Raw genomic sequence first — 19,278 nt, forward strand, 5'->3', positions numbered from 1 at the left:
GAGGGTGAGGTGTTTTATGCCGGATCAACATTTGACATAATTGTTAAACCGGGCGATGGTGAAGACTGGGCTAAAGTTTTCTATTACGTCAATCCGATGGATTATAACTTTATTTACAGACAATACAAAGCAACGCTTAAAATTCCAATTGACTTATTGGGTAATCAAGAACTCTCCATATCTGCTGTTGATCAATCCGGAAATGCAGTTGAGCTTAGAGGAAGTATCTTCATCAAACTTCCTCCCAATGTGGTGTTGAAGGGGATTGTGGCGGGCGATGCCGGTGATGATTTAATCTCATTAAAGAAGATGCCTGTGGGAAGTGCCGCCATTGATATTGAGCGGTATGGAACTCGTCAACTTACTACTCATGGTCAATACTCGGACAATGTCAATCGCGAAATGACTTCAGCTACCAGTGGCACGACCTATACCAGCAGCAATGAAAATATTGCAACTGTGAGTCCCGATGGCAAGGTGTCTGCACAGGGTCTCGGCACTGCGACAATCACTGTTATAAACGGCAAATACAGCGCGACGGTAAAGGTTGTCGTAAAGCCGTATAAACAATGAGGACATGCTATGCAGCTTGAGTAGAGAGCCACTTGAGGGACGACATATTGACAGCGCCAATTTTGTGGCGGAAACAACAGAGGAAGGGCTGAAACAAAAGAAAGTGTATAGATCGGGAGATGAAAGACAGTATGAGTAAACAAGAGGGGACAGAATGATGAAACAAAGAATGATCAGGAAAGCGGTGCTTGCAGCCCTGATGCTTCTGACCCTTTTGTTTGCCCACTCATCCCTTGCTTTTGCCTCCGATCCTATCGGCAGCGGCGCTCTCCACGTGCTGGGCGTCGGCCTTGCAGCAGACCCGTCCCATCAGAACGCGCCGGTCAATACCGGCACTGCGGTCAATACGAAACTGGTAATGCCGAACATCGACTTTGGCGGCGGCATAGGCACACCTTCTGATTTTCTCGTAGTGGCCGAACTGACCGGCCCCGGCATAACAAACCCGATTACTATTTCGGCCCGGCCCGGCGCACAGCTCGTCATCCCGCCCCTTCCGCAGGAAGGCACCTATATATTGGATAAGATCAGGCTGATGTCCGGGGATGTGGTGATTCTCTATGCCGACCCGTCCATGGCGATGATCGATACCATCAAGAAGATACTGATAACCCAGGTGGTCTCCCGCCCCCTGAGCCTAAGTGAGATCGAGAGCCTCGGCATTACCATCAACCCCTCGAACTTCACTGCGTACAAATTCACGGTAGGCTTTGGCACAGAGACCGGCACGGTGAAGATGGATATTCCGGTTGTGATGGACCGGCGGGACGACATAAAGAACGTAACCGATCAGGTGGCAATGGATATGCCGCCCCAATTTGCGAGCATGCCGCAGTTGAAGGTCCCCAACTTTCAGGTCAAGGGTTTTCAGATGGAGATAAAACCGGAGGAGGTGGAGGACCTCAGATTTATAGCGTTCAGCCCGCCGATAGCCGGGGCTGTTGTTATCCCCGGAGATGTCGGTTTTCTAAACCAGTTCTTCGAAGTGCTGCTGATGGTGACGAACAATGCGCCTACAGGCTCGAACCTGATCGTCAGCGACATCAGCGCCCAGATATATCTGCCTGCAGGTAAAGACAATATCCCCTCGACTCTGGATGACCCGCTCAGAATTGCGGCAACCAATAATGGCACAGCCTCGAAGGTACCTGTGATTGCCTCGGGCGGCGGAAGCCAACTGTCCGGCCAGCAGTCAGGGCAAGGCAGATTTCTGGTAGAGGGACTGCGCGAAGGAACACATCAGGTCAATATAGACATCAGCGGAACACTCCTGGGCCTTCCGAGCGGCCCCATCAAGATAAGCGGTAAGGCGGCAGGTACGGTGGTGGTGAGAAACCCCAAATTCTCCTTCACCTTCGGACATCCTGACGTAGTGCGCGACGGAGAGAAATACTCACTGTACATTACGATCAACAATACCTCAACGTCCGACGCGAACCTCGTGAGCCTGACGCTCTACCCAGGAGACATTTCTGGCGCAACCATGGTTTCCGACTCAGACCCTGGATCGCCGCTTGGCATGGTCAAGTTCGAGACTATCAGGGCAGGCGACTCTGCGGTTGCCGAGTTCAGGTTTATCGCACGCAAGACCGGCAAGGTGACGTCCACCGCATTTGTGGGCGATGAAGGCGTAAACGGCGTATTCCGCCTTCGGACCGGCATAGGAGACAGCGGCATACCCCTTTCTCCGGATTCGATCGTGGTTCCTCAGTTTGCGGAAAACCTGCCCTCTGATCTGCTTTTTCAGGCCATACGTCTGCTGGGCCTTGCGCATAGCGTCTCCACTGCGCCGTCGCTTCCGCCCGGGGTGACAAGAATCTCGAAATACTCTGTAGTGCTCAGGGCCTACGAACTGGCAGAGGCCGGGCTCAGGATCAGGATAGGCGAGCCGGTCCAGAGGTCTGTTTCAGACCTTGTGATGGACTGGCTTGGCAATGGCCAGTCTGACACCGGACTTGCGGAGTTGATACGGACAACCGAGGCCGGCAGGGATTTCCTGTTTGAGGCAGGCAGGATTATCGGCAACGGGGAACCGTTAGATATGCAGAGGGTGTTTGGGGATGTGGTGAAGTATCGTCAACCCTTTATCTCTGCGGTCATCGATAACAGAGGCGCATCTTCGGCAGCATTTATCGAGATCAGCAACAGCGCAGGCAAGTCTTTTGGCAGAAGGGCGGACGGCTCGATCATCACTGATATGCCTTCAGGGTTTGTTCTGGACATGGACGGAGATCCGGCCCTGGGCCTCCGCGATATGGCTATTGTGAACAATACGGCTTCCGGTGATGTTTTTGATCTCAAGATTAAGGGAGTGGCTTCAGGCCTGATCAACTTCGGCCTGATCTTCCCGGACCAGTATGGCGGGTTCAGCCAGGCGACTTACAAAAATATCGCAATCACCGCCGGCGAGACGATAACGGCGCGGATCGTGGCCAGTGCCCAGGCCCCGGTCTTGAGAAAGGGCCAGTCGGACATTAACGCCTCCGATGTCTATACGTATCCGGCCAATGCCGGCCCAAGGCCCATAGGCGCCATGCAGCTATCGGAAGGGGACATGCGCGATCGCGGGAGGGTCGTGGTTGTCCTGTTCGATGAGAAGATCAAGCCGGAGTCTGCCAATAACCCGAAGAATTACGAAGTGGTGTACAGGACACTCTCCAGACGGCTGATCAATCCGCCTGAAGCGGTCAAGATCCTCCCGGGCGGCAGGATCATAGAGATCATGTTCAAGGGCACTATTTCTCCCTTCTTCGAATATGACCTGAAGCTCTCGGGCATAACAGATCCGTATCTGAATATGCAGGAGCCTCCTCTGGCCCGCATACCTATCGTTACGACGCTTACAACGCCCGGCGGGATAATCTCCGGCACCGTCAGAAAGGGCAACGGCGATCCTATCCCCTATACCGAGGTGCAGTTGTCGGAGATGTTCATCGATGACGAAGGGTATCCTTTCAGGGTGATCACGAACCTTGCGATGACGGATGCGGCAGGCAGTTACCAGATAGACTATGCCACGTTAAACCGCGAAGGCTTTTCCGTGAGCAGCAGCGACCCTGAGACCGGTCAGCAGGGCAGCATGACATCGCAGATCATCATGGACCGGCAGCATCTGAGGCTGGATATCCTGCTGCTTGGCCTGGGGACCCTGACAGGACAGGTGGTCCGTGCGGAAGATAATCTGCCTCTGCCGGGCGCCCGGGTGACGGTCAGCAGCCTTACCAGCGGCGGATCTGTTTTTGAGACGAATGCGGACGCAAGCGGCAAATTCATTATGAAGATGGTGCCTGTCGGGATTCTCAATATCCGGGCGAAATATGGTTATTATGAGGGGGCGATTGCAGCAACCATGCCTTTGGCCGGTTCTTCGGTCGATACCCTCGTCCCTGCCTATAACATGGAATCTACCGGCAAGGTCAACGGCCGGGTATTCGAAGCCGACCTCAAGACGCCCATCTCCAAAGTCCCGGTAATTGTGCGGGGCGACCGCGGTTATACCAACTGGATGTACTCGGATGCAAACGGATCGTTCTCCTTTGACAGGGTACCGACCGGCAGTATCGATATCGAGTCCTTCCGTCAGGAAACCGGGGAAAGGGTAACGATGCATAGTTCGGTGACCTACAACGCTGTCACTACGATTAACCTGATATACCCCGGTAATGCCGGCATTGTCGGCAGCGTCGTCAATTTCGATGGAACACCGGTGGCCGGTGCTGATGTGATCTCGGGAATCAATCTGGTAAAGACCGACCAAAACGGAAGCTTTGCCTTTGAAAAGGTGCCGCTCGGTGACGTTGAAGTAAAGGCCCAGCACCCGGTGACCCTTGAAATCGCTACGTCATATGTCCAGATAGCGAACCCAGGAGAAGTGGCACGGGTGAACATCATCTTCCCGGAGCCGAAGAAGACGGGTACGATACAGGGCTATGTCAGGAACGCCTCTGGCAAGGCAATTATGGGCCAGCGGGTCATACTGATGAGGGGCGATGTACTCGAAAAAAGTACTTCTACCGATGGAAACGGTTTCTTCAAGGTGTCTGACCTGGATATGGGCGGGTATTCAGTGAGGACCGTTAATAACGAATTGACCGATGGGGACATGAAGACCGTGTCCCTCGTAGTGGACAAGCAGACGATCACCATCGATTTGAACTTAAAAGGTTTTGGCAAGGTGATGGGCACGGTATACGGCCCTGACGGCGTCTCTCCTGTGGTGGCCAGCATCATTTTCACCAGGACGCGTTTTACCGGTATAGGCAGTCCCTACTACGAACAGGTCAGATATGTAAGCGATCAATTGACTAATACCGGCCTGAGCGGCAAATACGTGATAGATGCAGTCCGGGTCGGCGACTTCCGGCTTGAGGCCTCAAATGCCTTCTACTCGCAGCCGGTGGTAAAGGTGGGGAAGATCACCAGTCCGGATGAGACGCAGGTGATAGACATCGTGATGATACCCACCTCCACCGTAAGAGGACAGGTCTATCTTGCCAATGGTGAAAAGGCTCCCAAGGGCCTTACGGTGACGATGACCTGCAGAACAATATCGGGTATTCAGGCGATCACGAGGGATGACGGCACCTTTGTGTTTACGCTGGTGCCGCCGGAGGGTTTTACCCTGACTGTCTATGACCCTATGACCGGCAACTATGGGATTTCGCGTGGCAGTGTAGAGACGGGTGACGAGGCGGACGTTGATATTCGGCTGTTAGGCAAGGGCACCGTCAAGGTGAAAGTGATCAATGGCTCCGGTGATCCTCTGTCTGGTGTGAAGATTACGCTCAATAGTGGTTCTGCTGTGGCGCATCTTATGGGAGGGTTCCCGCATTTTAATTCCGACCAAAACGGAGAGGCTGAGTTCCAGAACGTTCCCGAAGGGCCGTATTCCGTGACCGGCGAAGATACCAGAACCATGACTGGCGGCAAGGCAGGCGGGACCATGCCGACCGATCAGGCGGTCATCAATACTACGGTCATAGTCGGGGCCAGCGGGACAGTGTCGGGCACGATATATACTGCCGACGGCCTGGGTGTAGTGCCGTATGCTCAGGTAATGCTCACGAGTGCTTCCCGTCCGGCCTTCTATACCACATCGGATTCAGAGGGTAAATTCAGCTTTACGTACGTGCCCCTGATCTCCTTTACGCTTAATGTCTTTCACCCCGGCACTGGCCGGATAGGCAGTGCATCCGGAATCGTGCATTATGACACGGAGGAAGTAACGGTCGATGTCATGCTTATAGCCCAGGGCACGGTCGAGGGATATGTGTACACAGCCTCAGGCCGGCCCGTATCGAAGGCCAATGTGGTGATCAACAGCGGGTCAGGATCGATTGTGATGACCTCGAACCTCGAAGGCAGATTCAAGGCCTCTGGCATATCGGCCGGCAGCTTTACGGTAACCGCAACCGATCTTTTCACCAGACTGACCGGCTCGGCAACAGGGAATATTACTTCAGAGGGAGAGTTGGTCCGAACCAACGTATATCTGCAGCCCACAGGTCAGATCAAGGGCAGGACCTTGTCTGCTGACGGCGCCGCCGTTCCCTATGCGATAGTTTCCCTTTCAAACGGACGCTCTGCGACAACAGATGTTGACGGCAACTTCTCTTTCGATCTTCTGACACTCGGTTCGTATTCCATTTCTGCAAGGGAGCAAAACGGCTGGGACGGCGGGCAGGGTGCGGCCAGCCTCAGTTACGAAGGTCAGGTCATAACGGTTGATATTGTCTTTATCGGGACCGGCTCGATTGAAGGGAAAGTGGTAAGGGCAGACGGGCAGCCCTTGGGCACATTTGCCACCCTCAGCCTGACGCGCACCGGAGCGCTGACAAACTATTTTACCGGATACAGTGATCTGGTAGGCAACTTCCAGTTTACCGGCATCCCTTTGGGGAACTTCAGCATCTCGGCCAAACTGCCGGGTAGCATTCTGGGCGGTGTGTATGGCGGAACACTCTCAGGAGACGGCACGGTGCTTAGGAACGTTGTCGTCGTGATTGAGGACTCGGGACAGATCCATGGCAAGGTATTCAGGCAGGACGGCGTTACGCCATGCAGGGATGCGGTGATCTACTGTTATCTTCTGACTGCTGACAAACGGGGCTTCTCTCTCTATGCAGTCTCGGCAGCAGACGGGAGTTTCTCCTTTACTGAGATGCCCTTTGGCAGCTTCAGTCTCTCCGTGACCGATTACAGCAGTGGCGGCTCCGGAAGGGCCTCGGGAGTTATCAATGCAGCAGCGGATTCGGCCGATGTCGGCACTATTGTTCTGGATGAAGCGGCCCCTTACGTTGTGAGCATCGTCCCCGTCTCAGGGTCCAGCCAGGTGCCCCTTGATTCGGTCATCGTGGCAACGTTCTCGGAACCAATAAGGACGAGTTCCCTAAACTCTTCAACTATTAGGGTTGTCTCGGGTTCATCCGTGCTTGCAGGGACTCTGACGATAAGCAATGACAGAAAGTCCGTTACGATGAAGCCTGCCGCAAAATTGCCGGAATTCAGTTCGATCACCGTCTCTGTGGCCTCGATTGTGGACGATGCAGGCAAGGTGATGTCAGGCACGACGAAATCGCTCTTCACAACAGCGGACATTACGCCGCCTTCGGTCCGGTCGGCCCGTCTGATTAAGGGCGCCTTTGTTATGGAGTTTTCCGAGGCTGTGAAGACCGGCACAGAATCCATCACCGTGACGAATACGGTTACCGGCAGTGCAGTGGCCGGATCGGTCATGTATTCAGCCGGGAATCTGACTGCTACCTTTTCTCCATCGTCGCCCCTGCAGGATGACATCGTTTATATGCTGCGGGTTTCAGGGCTTTCCGACGGCTTTGGCAATATCCAGACGACCGTGTTTACCGCCTCTTATCTGACGGGCGATAAGCAGCCGCCGACGATAAGTCTGTCAGCCACGGCCACGACGGTTATCGAAGGCACATCCGTGACGATCTCTGCGCTGCCGGTGAACTCGCCGGATATCTATACCGTAGACTTCTGGGTAAAGGGCCAGTTGGTGAAGACCTTTGTGAAGCCTCCCTATACGCTGACCATTACCCCTGTGGAGCCGGTAACGGTTGCCGCTGTTGCAACGGATTATGCGGGCAATACGGCAGCGCCTGTTTCGATCGTCATCAACACAGTACCCAATAATCCTCCGACCGTATCTATCGTATCGCCTACCAATAACAGTCTTGCCTCAACCAGCGGGACTGTGACGGTGCGAGCGCAGGCAACGGATGATCTGGGTCTTAAGGAAATCGAACTCCGGGTGATAAGCACGGACTTATCGCTGACCCAGGTCTACCCTCTATCCGGTAACGTCCTTACCTCTACGCACGACTTCTCCTTTGCGATTCCGTCAACAGCGCTTCCTGGCCATGATATTCGGGTGGAGGTCGTATCCAGAGACGTAAGGGGTCTTCAAAGCACTGTAGCATCTATTACCCTGAAGACTGCGGACAAGACGCTCCCGGTGGTGAAGATAACGTCGTTTAATCAGGGGTTCCATATCAAGCCCGGAGAGAGAATTCCTGTGACAGTCTATGCAATGGACAACTGGGCCATCAGCCGTGTGGATTTTAGGACGGAAGGAGGCATGCAGTTGTCGGAGACGATGATTGTCGATCCGCCATCGTATGATGCTATTGCCCAGTTCTATCTTACGGTCCCGGTCGGCTATGCAGGAGGCACGAAGATCACGGTTGCGCCCTCTGCCACCGATCTGGCAGGCAATGTCGGCTATGCCGCGAGGATAACACTTGTGACGGACGACACAACGCCTCCTGTTGTGACCATTGCTTCTCCGTCTTCAGGCAGCAACATAATGTCCAGAAGTACGGTTAAGGTCTCGGCAACGGCCTCGGACAACGATGCCTTGGACAGGGTGGAGTTTTATATTAACGGCCAGTTGTTTGCCACCAGCAAATACCTTTCTGGAGGCACATACAACGGCTCGTTTATCACTCCTGCAACGGCCGGAAAGCCGCTCACCCTTTCTGCCCGTGCCTTTGATTCCGCAGGTAATGGTTCCGAGATACAGAGCATCACGCTCAATATCATCAGTGATAATGTCCCTCCGGCAATTACGATGGCCTCGAATCCTCTGTCGCTGCGCTTTACCGAGGGGCATAACACCTCGGTGAGTTTCTATGCGAGCGATAATATCGTGGTCTCTTCCATAGATCTCCTGGTCAATAACGCTGTTGTCTCAACACTGCGGAATCCCTCGCCATCCATCCAGACATTTAATTACCTTGTCGGAAACATGGTACCGCAGGGACTTCCTAGCGTGAAGGCGCCGCTTGAGATACGCGCATACGACGCTGACGGCAATCAGGCCACCTCGGGTGTATACCAGATCGACGTGTTTAGGGACAATGCCCCAACGGTGACTGTACAGTCACCACAAAACCTGCAGAACGTTATTGCGGGCGGCAGGATACATATCGAGGCGACTGCGAGCGACGACTTCGGCGTAAAATCCATGGAGGTCAAAGTCAACGGCGTGAGCATTAAAACATCTTCCGGCGCGGCAATTTCCGCAGACTTTAACGTTCCTCTGGATTTGGCGCAATCGCAGATCTCGATCGAGGTCCTGGCAACCGATACTCTCGATAAGGCAGGCTCTAAGACAGTCAGTGTCAACGTGCCGCTGTCGATACGCAAGGTTTCCGAAGTGATTACCGGAGGCGAGGCGATTGATCTGGCAATGTATGGAGGCTATGCCTATCTGCTTGAGAAGGGCTCTGTTATATCGGTTCTGGATCTGCGTGACGTTTCAACTGCCTCCAAGGTCGGAGGTCTGACCCTTCAGGGCAGTTATACTGGAATCGACAGTTATGAAGGATTGATATTTGCATTTGGGACGGACGGAGTGACCTTGATCGACCCGTCAAGCCCGGCAGCCCCGGTGGCAATTGCGAGCTTTAAGTCACCGGCTGCGGTAACAGATATTGCCTTTAGGATGGGCCATGCGTATGCCGGGATGGGCTCAAGCGGCCTGCTCGTGCTGGATATTCATGACCCCAGCAGACCGTTGGGTAAGGTTATTACCGGCATCAATGCGCAGCGTGTCTCAATCGACGGTGATAATCTGATTGTCTCGAGTGGTTCAGCCAACCCCTCGCTGAGCGTCTATTCTCTATCTCAGCCCAGAAGTCCTTTGAGTCTCTGGACTTATAATGCAAGCAGCGTGACCGCCTTTAATGCCGCCGGAGCATCGGGAATAGGGATAACAGCTGGCAATAAGATATCGTCTTTCGGCCTCAGCTCAGGTGCCGGTATCAGCAAGCTTGCGGACCTTACTCCAAATCCGTCTGCGGCCATAAAGGGAATCGATACCCTGGGGCGCTATACCTTCACCTCTTCCGGCACAGCAGGCTGGAATATGATCGAGGGCACTGGAGCCGGCCTGTATGATCTGGGAAATATATCTGCAGGCGGCAATACCTCACGGGTGGTCTTTAATAGAGGATATGTCTTTACTGTCGATGGGACCGCAGGTCTTAAGATATACAGGGTTGAGTCTGCGGATGCTACAGTCCCGACTGTCCAGATCAAGTCGCCTTTATCGGGCAGCTCTGTTTCAAAGGGTGCGGAAGTGGAACTGCAGGTTGAGGTCACAGGCAGCGATCCGGCGGCAGTCACCTTCTCTATAGACGGCCGGGAAGTATACACTGACACGACGCAGCCGTATGCTTTCAGGTTTAGTGTGCCGGCCAATGCAAGCACGCTTGTCGTAAAGGCCGGGGCCATAGGTTTAAACGGGATCTATGCCGAGTCTCCTGAGGTTACTCTTAACGTTACTGACGATGCAGTTGCCTCTACGGTCACCATAACGACACCGGCTCCTGGCACGACACCGGTCTTGTTCGAAGGGGAGACGTTGCATGTGAAGGGCTCTGCGCAGGACAACCTCGGCGTGGCGGTGATTGAGCTGTATGTGGATGGGATATTTGTCGATTATACCCTTTCTTCTGTATTCGATTTCACCTACACAGTCCCTAATGACGGTCTGTTGAATAATACCGACTACCTATCCGAGGTTACGGTCAGGGTCACCGATGTCTCCGGGAATGTTACTGAAAGTAAATTCAATCTGCATGTCATACAGGACAATCCTCCGGTAGTAACGTCCCTGAGCACACTGCCGGCCTCAGGACTGACAGCGAATTCACTGATCACGCTGATTGCGGCTGCTACGGACGACCGGGGCATAAAGGACGTAAAATTCTATGATGGGGATACGCTCCTGGGCGCCGGCACTTTATCAGGCGGGCAGTATTTGATTTCCTACAGAGTGCCTGCTGTGACCAGGGACGGCGAAACCAGGACGCTCCGGGCCAGGGCAACAGATACCGCCGGACTGACTGGTGAGACAGCCATAACAATAACCATTGTAATGGACAAGGTTCTGCCCGTTGTGACTATGGTCTCCGACCTTGCTGCTATGAGGTTTACCGAGGGCCATAACGCAAACATCACGGTGACCGCTATTGACAATATCGGCGTTGCATCGCTTGAACTCAGAGTGAACAATAAGGTGGTCTCAACAATCAATAATCCTGCATATAATTCTCTGACCTTTGCTTATCTCGTTGAGAGCCTCATCACTTCGGGGATGAGCAGCGTAAGGGTACCGCTTGAAGTCAGGGCCACTGACCTTAACGGCAATATCGGAACATCCGGGACCTATACCATAGAAGTCTTCCCCGATAATCCTCCCTCAGTGGCCATTCTGTCGCCCCTGCCGGGGCAGAACGTTATAGGTGGCGCTTCGATAAGGCTTGAGGCAAGGTCTTCTGACGACTTCGGTGTGGTATCAATGGAGCTTAAGGCCGGCGGCATAAGTCTGGCCAAGGTGTATGCTGCTTCGATCTCGGCTGACTATAAGGTGCCGTCAGCTGCTTTCGGTTCTTCCCTTGTCCTTGAGGCGATTGCGACCGATACCCTTGGCCATAGCATCTCAAGTCTAATTGACCTGAATGTGCCTATGCGTGTCAGCCAGGTTTCAACGATATCCACAGGCGCTGAGATCATAGACGTCGCATACTATAGCGGATACGTCTTTGCGCTTGAGAAAGATATCGGCCTCTCGGTAATCGACGTACGTAATCCTTCTTCGCCAGGGAAGATTGCCGTCCTCCCGCTTCAGGGGAGCTTTACCAGCCTGCGTATGTTCGAAGGGGTGGCCTATATATATGGACCGGAAGGCTTGACCCTGGTCGATGTCCTTGACCCTGCGGCTCCGGTGGTGCTGGATATGTTCGTAACGAACTATCCTGTTTTGGATATATCGTTTAGAAACGGATATGCGTATTGTGCGATGGGTGCGGGCGGACTCATGATCCTTGACGTGCACGATCCGCAAGACATTAGCACCGTTGCTCCATAAAAAAGAGGGGAGAACTTTTAAGCAGTTATGACATGAAGAAAATGTGCTTTATGAATAATGAATAAGGTAAACACATGGTTAAGATTGACTAAGAATTGTATGGAGGAAGAGAGATGAAAGCAAGATGGATGCAGATGATTATTTTCTCTGTTTTAATCGGATTGATGGCAGTGCCTGCCTCTGCCTTTGACAGCGGCAGCACCGGGGCGCTTGGCGCCTTTAACCCGGTAACGAGTGTGGAGGTTGAGCTTCCGGCTGACGGTAAGCTCAACTATACTACAGTGAATATTCCGACGGGCGTTACGGTCACGTTCAAGATGAATGCTGCCAACACCCCTGTATATATGTTGGCGACCGGTAACGTGACCGTAGCAGGCTCGATCAGCATCAGTGGTACCAGTGCCAATGGAATTGCCAACGGAAGAGGCGGACCGGGCGGTTTTGACGGAGGGCTTGGCGCAGCCGGCGGCACTTGTGGCGGCGTTGGACTTGGCCCCGGCGGGGGGAAGATGGGCGGCAACACGACGAGCTTCTACGTTGGTGCAGGTGGCGGTGGAGCTGGCTTTGCAGTAGCAGCGTCAAAAGGCGCAGATGGTAACTGGTCCGGTGTTATTTACGGAACTGGCGGAGCCGGGGGACCGGCATATGGGAACCCCTCTTTGCAGCCGCTCATTGGCGGTTCGGGTGGCGGCGGAGGCTGTGGCAGTAATCAATATTCCGGCTACTACAGCGGAGCGGGCGGTGGTGGCGGCGGAGCAATACTTATTGCATCGACCGGCACGATTGATGTCTCTGGTTCCATATTGGCTAACGGCGGCAACGGTGGCATTGCAGGCAACTATTCAGGCAAGGGTGGCGGAGGCAGCGGTGGTTCCATCAAACTTATGGCCAATATCATCAAGGGCAATGGCACACTTTCGGCCACAGGTGGCAGCGGTGCTCCTGCCGGTGGATCTTACGACGGCGGTAATGGCGCTGACGGAAGGATTCGGCTTGAGACAAATACCCTTCAGAGGACTGCCGCTTCAACACCTTCTTTTACCTATCTTGATTCCCCGGTCTACGTCTTTCCTCCAAACCTGCCTGTTTTGAAAATCACGAGCATCGGTGGCGTGACTGTGCCGTCTGCTCCAACAGGAAAGTATTCTGCCCCGGACATCTTACTGCCAGCGAACATTGCGAACCCTGTAGCGGTTGCAGTTGAGGGCAATAACATTCCGGCCGGCACTACGGTAACAATATCAGCGATATCGCAATTAGGGGCTTCGACTTCCAAAACCGCGACACTTGCAGGGACAACTGAAGTATCGACGGCAGCAGCAACCCTTACCCTCTCTGCCAAATATGTTAATATCATTTCCGTATCAGCAACCTTTACCGTAGTCGCCTCAAATGAGATGCCGGTCTTTGCCGGAGGCGACCGGATCGCCAAGATGCGTGTCGACTCAGTCCTGGGAGGTGGCTCTTCTGTAACGTACATAACAGAATCAGGCAAAGAGATCCTGGCTCAGATGTAGAGACGGAAAATTTGGGATGATGACAATTGTGAGAAGGGGCAATAAGACGTGATGACTAAACTGCTTAGAGGGAAAAGCTCCGGCTTGGGACGCACACTGGCGAATGCCGTGATCGTATCTCTTCTGGTTGTTCTGCTCAGCTGGTCGCCGGCATTCAGCGACAACGCCTTTGCCCCTCCTGTCAGCGTTACCTTCCCCTATACCATTGACGGGATTATTAGTGCTAGGCCTGTCAGCGTCAGCTTTACCGGCACACCCTTGCTTGATGGGCCCATTTATTCCAACCCTGTAAGTGTCAGCTTTACCGGCACACCCTTGGCTGACGGAGCATTGATATCTCCTGCCGTTAGTGTCTCATGGACTTCAGCTATGTTTACAGATACATATTCCTCGGCTGCGAGCGTTGTTATTAACGGGTTCCTCGGCCTCTGGCATTTTGACAATAACTGGTCCGACGCATCCGGAAACAGCAATACCGGCACTATCTCGGGCGGAGCTGTATTCAATGCAAGCGGCAAGGCAGATGCTGCCGCAGGTTTTAACGGCACCACTGCATACGTTGATTTCGGTTCGTCCAATACGCTCTGTCCCCCCCATGGCGTAACACTTGAAACGTGGATCAAGATCAACAGCGGTGCCTCCGGAAGCATGTATATTGCCGGCAATACGGACGAAACCACCCTGACTGGTTATGGCCTCTTTGTTCAGGCAAACGGGACCGTTGCATTTAAAATAGGAGATGGCTCCTGGCATACGGTAGCAGGCACTACGGTGCTGACCCAGGGGCTTTGGTATCATATTGCAGGTTCCTATGATGGCGAAAAACTGCGTCTGTATATTAATGGATTGCAGGACAATGAAGCTGCGTCAGGCGCCCTTACGATCAAATACCAAAACTCCTTCAGGGCGGCATACCACCCTGGAACATCCGGCGCAGGTTATTTCTCTGGCCTGATCGACGAGCTTGCTGCTTACAACCGGCCCCTCTCCTTCGAAGAAGTGCTGAGTCATTACCGCAATGGCAAGATCGATATCATTGCCCCGGCTGCGCCGATGGTCAACACGGTTAGTCCTTTAACCCGGATAGCGACCGTTTCTCTTTCAGGTACCAAGGATGCAGACTCGGCAATATGGGTGAACAGCACGAGGATAGTCCCTCTTGACAGTTCCATCACCTGGCAGGGGGCATATACCCTGCAGTATGGCCCCAATACGCTGAAAGTAACGGCAGTGGACGCTGCCGATAATCAGAGCAGCCCGGTCACTCTGAACATTACGCTTGATAACCAGTCGCCGACGATCGAAAGCTCAGTGCCGGTCCATAATTCGAACACTGCCAGTGTTGTGAACAACATCACGATTGTTCTTGTTGACACCTATTCAGCCATTAACCTTGAGGCAAGTTTCGCCAATGCGACTGTAAAGAATCTGGCAGGTCTGACGATTGCCGGTTCATGGGCAAAATCCGAACCAAAGACGATCATATTCGCTCCGACAAGTCCCCTTCCCCAGGACACATATACGGTGACAATCAGTCCGACAGATGCTCTTGACAATACGGGTACAAAGCAGATTGTATTTACCAACCATGATACCACCCCGCCGGTGACGACGATCAGCCTGTCCGGAACGCCTGGCAGCGACGGATGGTACTCGACACCGGTCACTGTAACACTTGCCGCCGTTGACAGCGCAGATGGAAGCGGAATAGACAAAACTGAATTCTCTCTGGATGGCACAACGTGGAGCACATATACTGCACCGTTTGCTATCGATACAGACGGCACGACCACAGTTCGTTATCGGTCACGTGACAATGCGGGTAATCTTGAGACGACCAAGACCAAGGACGTAAAACTGAACAAAGCAGGTATAGTCGGCCAGTGGCATATGGACAATGACTGGCTTGATTCGTCGGTTATGGGGAAGAATGGCACTCCATATAATGGAACGACTTTCAGTACAGATGCGAAGGTAGGAGCTTCTTCAGGCAGTTTTGACGGTGCGGATGATTATGTAGCCGCAGGCCTTAACGGTACTGCTATGAATACCGTAAGTGTAGAAATGTGGATAATGAGGAAATCAGCCGGTAATAAGGGCATTTTTCAATGGGCCAATACATTAAGTTCAACCGGCCCTTTCATCTATTTTTATGATGCAAATGGAACCCTTCAAATGTATATGGATGGGAACTATCAGATTAACACGAGCATTGATCTTAACAACTGGCATCATATTGTGCTTACTCATGATGGCTCGGTATGGAGACTCTATAAAGATGGCAGCTTTGTCAGCAGTTATACTGGCGGCAGAACTTGGCAACAATATGCGGCAAATGTATATTTTGGAAATGGGTACCACGGATACTGGAACGGCCTCATCGATGAAGTCACCATCTACAATCGCGCATTGTCAACCGAGGAGATCCAGACGCATTATCAGACATCTTCTATCGCTCCGCCAACGGTTGATCCTGTGGTCTCTCCTACCGTTTTATCGACAGTCAGCCTATTTGGAACCAAGCCGGCTGACACCTCTGTCTTTGTTAACGGGACTGAGGTTTACCCGTTCGACGGATTGACCGCATGGCAGGGAACATACGCGCTTCAGCCGGGGAGCAACACGCTTAATATCACCGCAAAGGATGGAAACGGATACCATAGCCAGCCGGCCATCCTGACTGTTGTCCGGGATAACACGTCTCCGACAATATCCTCCTCTGCCCCTGCAAACAATGCCTTTGTGAACAGCCCGATAGCAACGGTTACTATACAACTTACCGATGCATTCTCATCAGTGGATCTCGCAGCAACAAAAACCGGTGCATCCGTGAAAAACTCTCTTGGCGAAGATATCCCAGGGACATGGACACCGTCCGGCGCGGATACTATTGTCTTCACGCCGACCGCATCCTTTGGTGTAGGGACCTACACGGTCACTGTATTCCCGACAGATAGTCTGGGCAACGCATCCTCCATAGGACAGATGATAACCTTTACCTATGATATCAATGCACCGTCTGTGCCAACGATCAATACGGTCACGTCACCGACCAGGAATTCTTCACAGACCATAACGGGAACAAAGACAGCGGACACAGCGGCTGTTATCGTCGCCTCCTCCACTGCGACTATTGGAGCAGTCTCCTATCCGTCATCGACTACATGGAGCGTAACGGTAGCGAACCTGCAGCAGGGTTCAAACACCATTACAGCCTATGCAAAAGATGCTGCCGGCAACCAGAGCGACAGCACTACTGCCGTCATTCTCTATGATATAACGCCGCCTGTTGCCGTGACTATAGATGTAGATTCGGTACAGTCTCCCACGAAGAACTCGACGGTAACCATGACCGGGACCAAAGAGGCCAATACCGACCTCTATGTTAACAACACGAAGTCAACGGCTGCCTTTGTAGCGACCTCATGGAGCTATACAGCAAACCTGAGCGAAGGACTCAATACCTTCAGCCTGTATAGCAGGGACGCTGCAGGTAACCAGGGGCTGGCAACGAACATACAGGTAATCAAAGATACTACTCCTCCGAGGATTGCATCGTCGGTGCCTGCTGCAAATAGTAGGATAAACCAGGTAGCGACCATAGATGTCGCCTTTGTTGATGATAACTCCACCGTAAATATTGGTGCATCTCCTGAAGGTACAGTCAGCAAGAACTCAAATACCTTGATCAGCGGGATCTGGAATTGGAATGCCCAGAACGGCCATGCAGTATTTACTCCTGATCCTTCTTTTAACCCCCTCGCAGACGGTGTATACACGGTCTCAATATCTCCTGTCGATGTGCTTGGCAACAGGGGCACTGCTTCCTTCAGCTTTACCGTGGACACGGCTCCTCCTGTTGTACAGTCACTTGTGATGAGCCCTACCAGTCCGCATAAGGCAGAGGTTGTTGCCTTTACGATCACCTTTAATAAGGCTATGACAACAGGGACCCAGCCTGTCGTCTCGTTCGGATCGACATTGCCCTATACCCAGTGGCCTCTTGCAGGCGGAACCTGGATAGATACCAAGACCTGGAGGGCAAGCTACACCTTCACCGCCTCAATGGGCGACGGCAATTATACGATAAAGATCACAAGCGCCCAAGACTCCCTTGGCAATCAGATCTCATCTGCAGAGATTGGGACCTTCGTCCTCGACACCATGCCGCCTGTACAGCCTACAGTCAGTGCTGTTATATCGCCCACAAAAACTGCAACTCAGACGATCTCAGGCACAAAGCCTGCCGATACTGCCATTGTGATAAACGGCGTTCAAAAGGTGGCGTTAGATGCATCGACCACCTGGAGTTGTGTGTATACCCTTTCCGAAGGACTGAACTCCCTATCCATAACTGCACGGGATCTTTCGGAAAACGATTCAACACCGGCTAACGTAACGATTACCCTCGACTCAACGCCGCCGGTCTTTACGGTGGACACGTATAAAACCCCCTGGGCTGCTGCAACGCAGAACATATCAGGGAGAAAAGAACCGGGAAGCATCGTGAAGATAAACGAGGTACAGATATTCGGGGCCGATGATCTCAATTCCAAGTGGTCATTTACCGTGAATCTCAGCGCTGGAATTACGAACCATTTTGTCCTGACTGCATCTGACGCCCTCGGGAATACGACTTCAACGGCGATAGATATTGTTTCTGATAACAAAGGGCCGAAGATAACAGCATTCAATATCTTGCAGGGAGAGGTCTTCATCACCCCGGTCACTATCAGCGCTTCTGCCACTGACAGTGAAGCCGGAATGGCGAGGATGGAGATCGCTATCGACGGGACCCTTGTTAAGGTACAGACAGGCGGGAGCGTCTCATATTACTGGAACATCGGAGAGACCCCAGAGGGTAACCACTCTGTAAAGGTGGCAGCATATGACCAACTGGGGAACGTAACCGAAGAGACACGGCAAGTTATTGTCGATCTTGCGCAAGTTATCGACATGGGGCAAGTGATGACGACGGCAATTGACGGGGATTATCTGTATACCGCACATGGCAGCGCAACCCCTCCTCTAAGTGTTTTTTCTCTGGATGATCCCCTGAACCCTGCCCTTGTCTCCACATACGGCCTGGGGCCGGTAAATGCTTTTACGGCCGGCGGGACGACAGGGATCGGAACCACGTGGGCGAGCAGCCTGGTATCTCTGGGCTATGACGGAGCGATCTTTACGAAATTGTCCGATATCGTCCTTCCACGGAGCGCCATAAAGTCTGTATCTCTTAGGGGGCAATACGGGTTTTATTGTTCCGGCCTCGACGGTTGGGGCATGGTGGAGGTTTCCGCTGAAGGCACTCTCTCTGATATGGGCGTAATCAAGTCCGGATTTAGCACCAGTAGGGTTATTGATGGAGGCGGCTATATCTTTTCAGCGAACGGCACAGGCGGTCTCGGGATTTACAAGATCGAGACGGTGAATGCCGCCAGACCCTCGATTATTATAACGTCTCCTGCCTCGGGATCAAGCATCCCGCAAGGAGCGGAAGTGGAGATAAAGGTCGACGTGGTCAATGGCGATAGCGCTTCAGTCACATTTCTTGTAAACGATGTCGAGATGTTCGTCGACGAATCTGCCCCTTTCAGTTATCGCTTCAGGGCACCAAACGGTGCAACAACACTTACCCTCAAGGCTAGAGCGTATAATTTGAGTGGCCTTTGGGCGGACTCTCCGGAAATCGTCCTTACCGTCAATTGATGATGCAGGATTCAGCAGCTCTTTTAGAAGCGTATCATACTGAACGCCACGAGGATACTGACTATGCGCCTATCGGACAGGACG

Annotated in this window: 4 protein-coding genes; all 4 read left to right on the forward strand. The window is 52.9% G+C overall.

Annotated elements, in window-relative coordinates; genetic code table 11:
- Positions 1 to 96: 96 nt before the first annotated feature.
- Positions 97 to 573: an Ig-like domain-containing protein gene (locus tag HZB31_04555; protein ID MBI5847210.1), complete on the forward strand. Its 477-nt coding sequence runs from the start codon at positions 97 to 99 to the stop codon at positions 571 to 573.
- A gap of 154 nt (positions 574 to 727) precedes the next feature.
- Positions 728 to 11,968: an Ig-like domain-containing protein gene (locus tag HZB31_04560; GenBank protein MBI5847211.1), complete on the forward strand. Its 11,241-nt coding sequence runs from the start codon at positions 728 to 730 to the stop codon at positions 11,966 to 11,968.
- A gap of 113 nt (positions 11,969 to 12,081) precedes the next feature.
- Positions 12,082 to 13,485, forward strand: a complete 1,404-nt coding sequence (locus HZB31_04565; protein ID MBI5847212.1) for a hypothetical protein — start codon at positions 12,082 to 12,084, stop codon at positions 13,483 to 13,485.
- A gap of 51 nt (positions 13,486 to 13,536) precedes the next feature.
- Complete coding sequence (locus tag HZB31_04570; protein ID MBI5847213.1) at positions 13,537 to 19,194, forward strand: hypothetical protein; 5,658 nt, start codon at positions 13,537 to 13,539, stop codon at positions 19,192 to 19,194.
- The last annotated feature ends 84 nt before the right edge of the window (positions 19,195 to 19,278 follow it).

The sequence above is a fragment of the Nitrospirota bacterium genome (genome assembly GCA_016235245.1).
Classification (GTDB): Bacteria; Nitrospirota; Thermodesulfovibrionia; order Thermodesulfovibrionales; family UBA6898; genus UBA6898.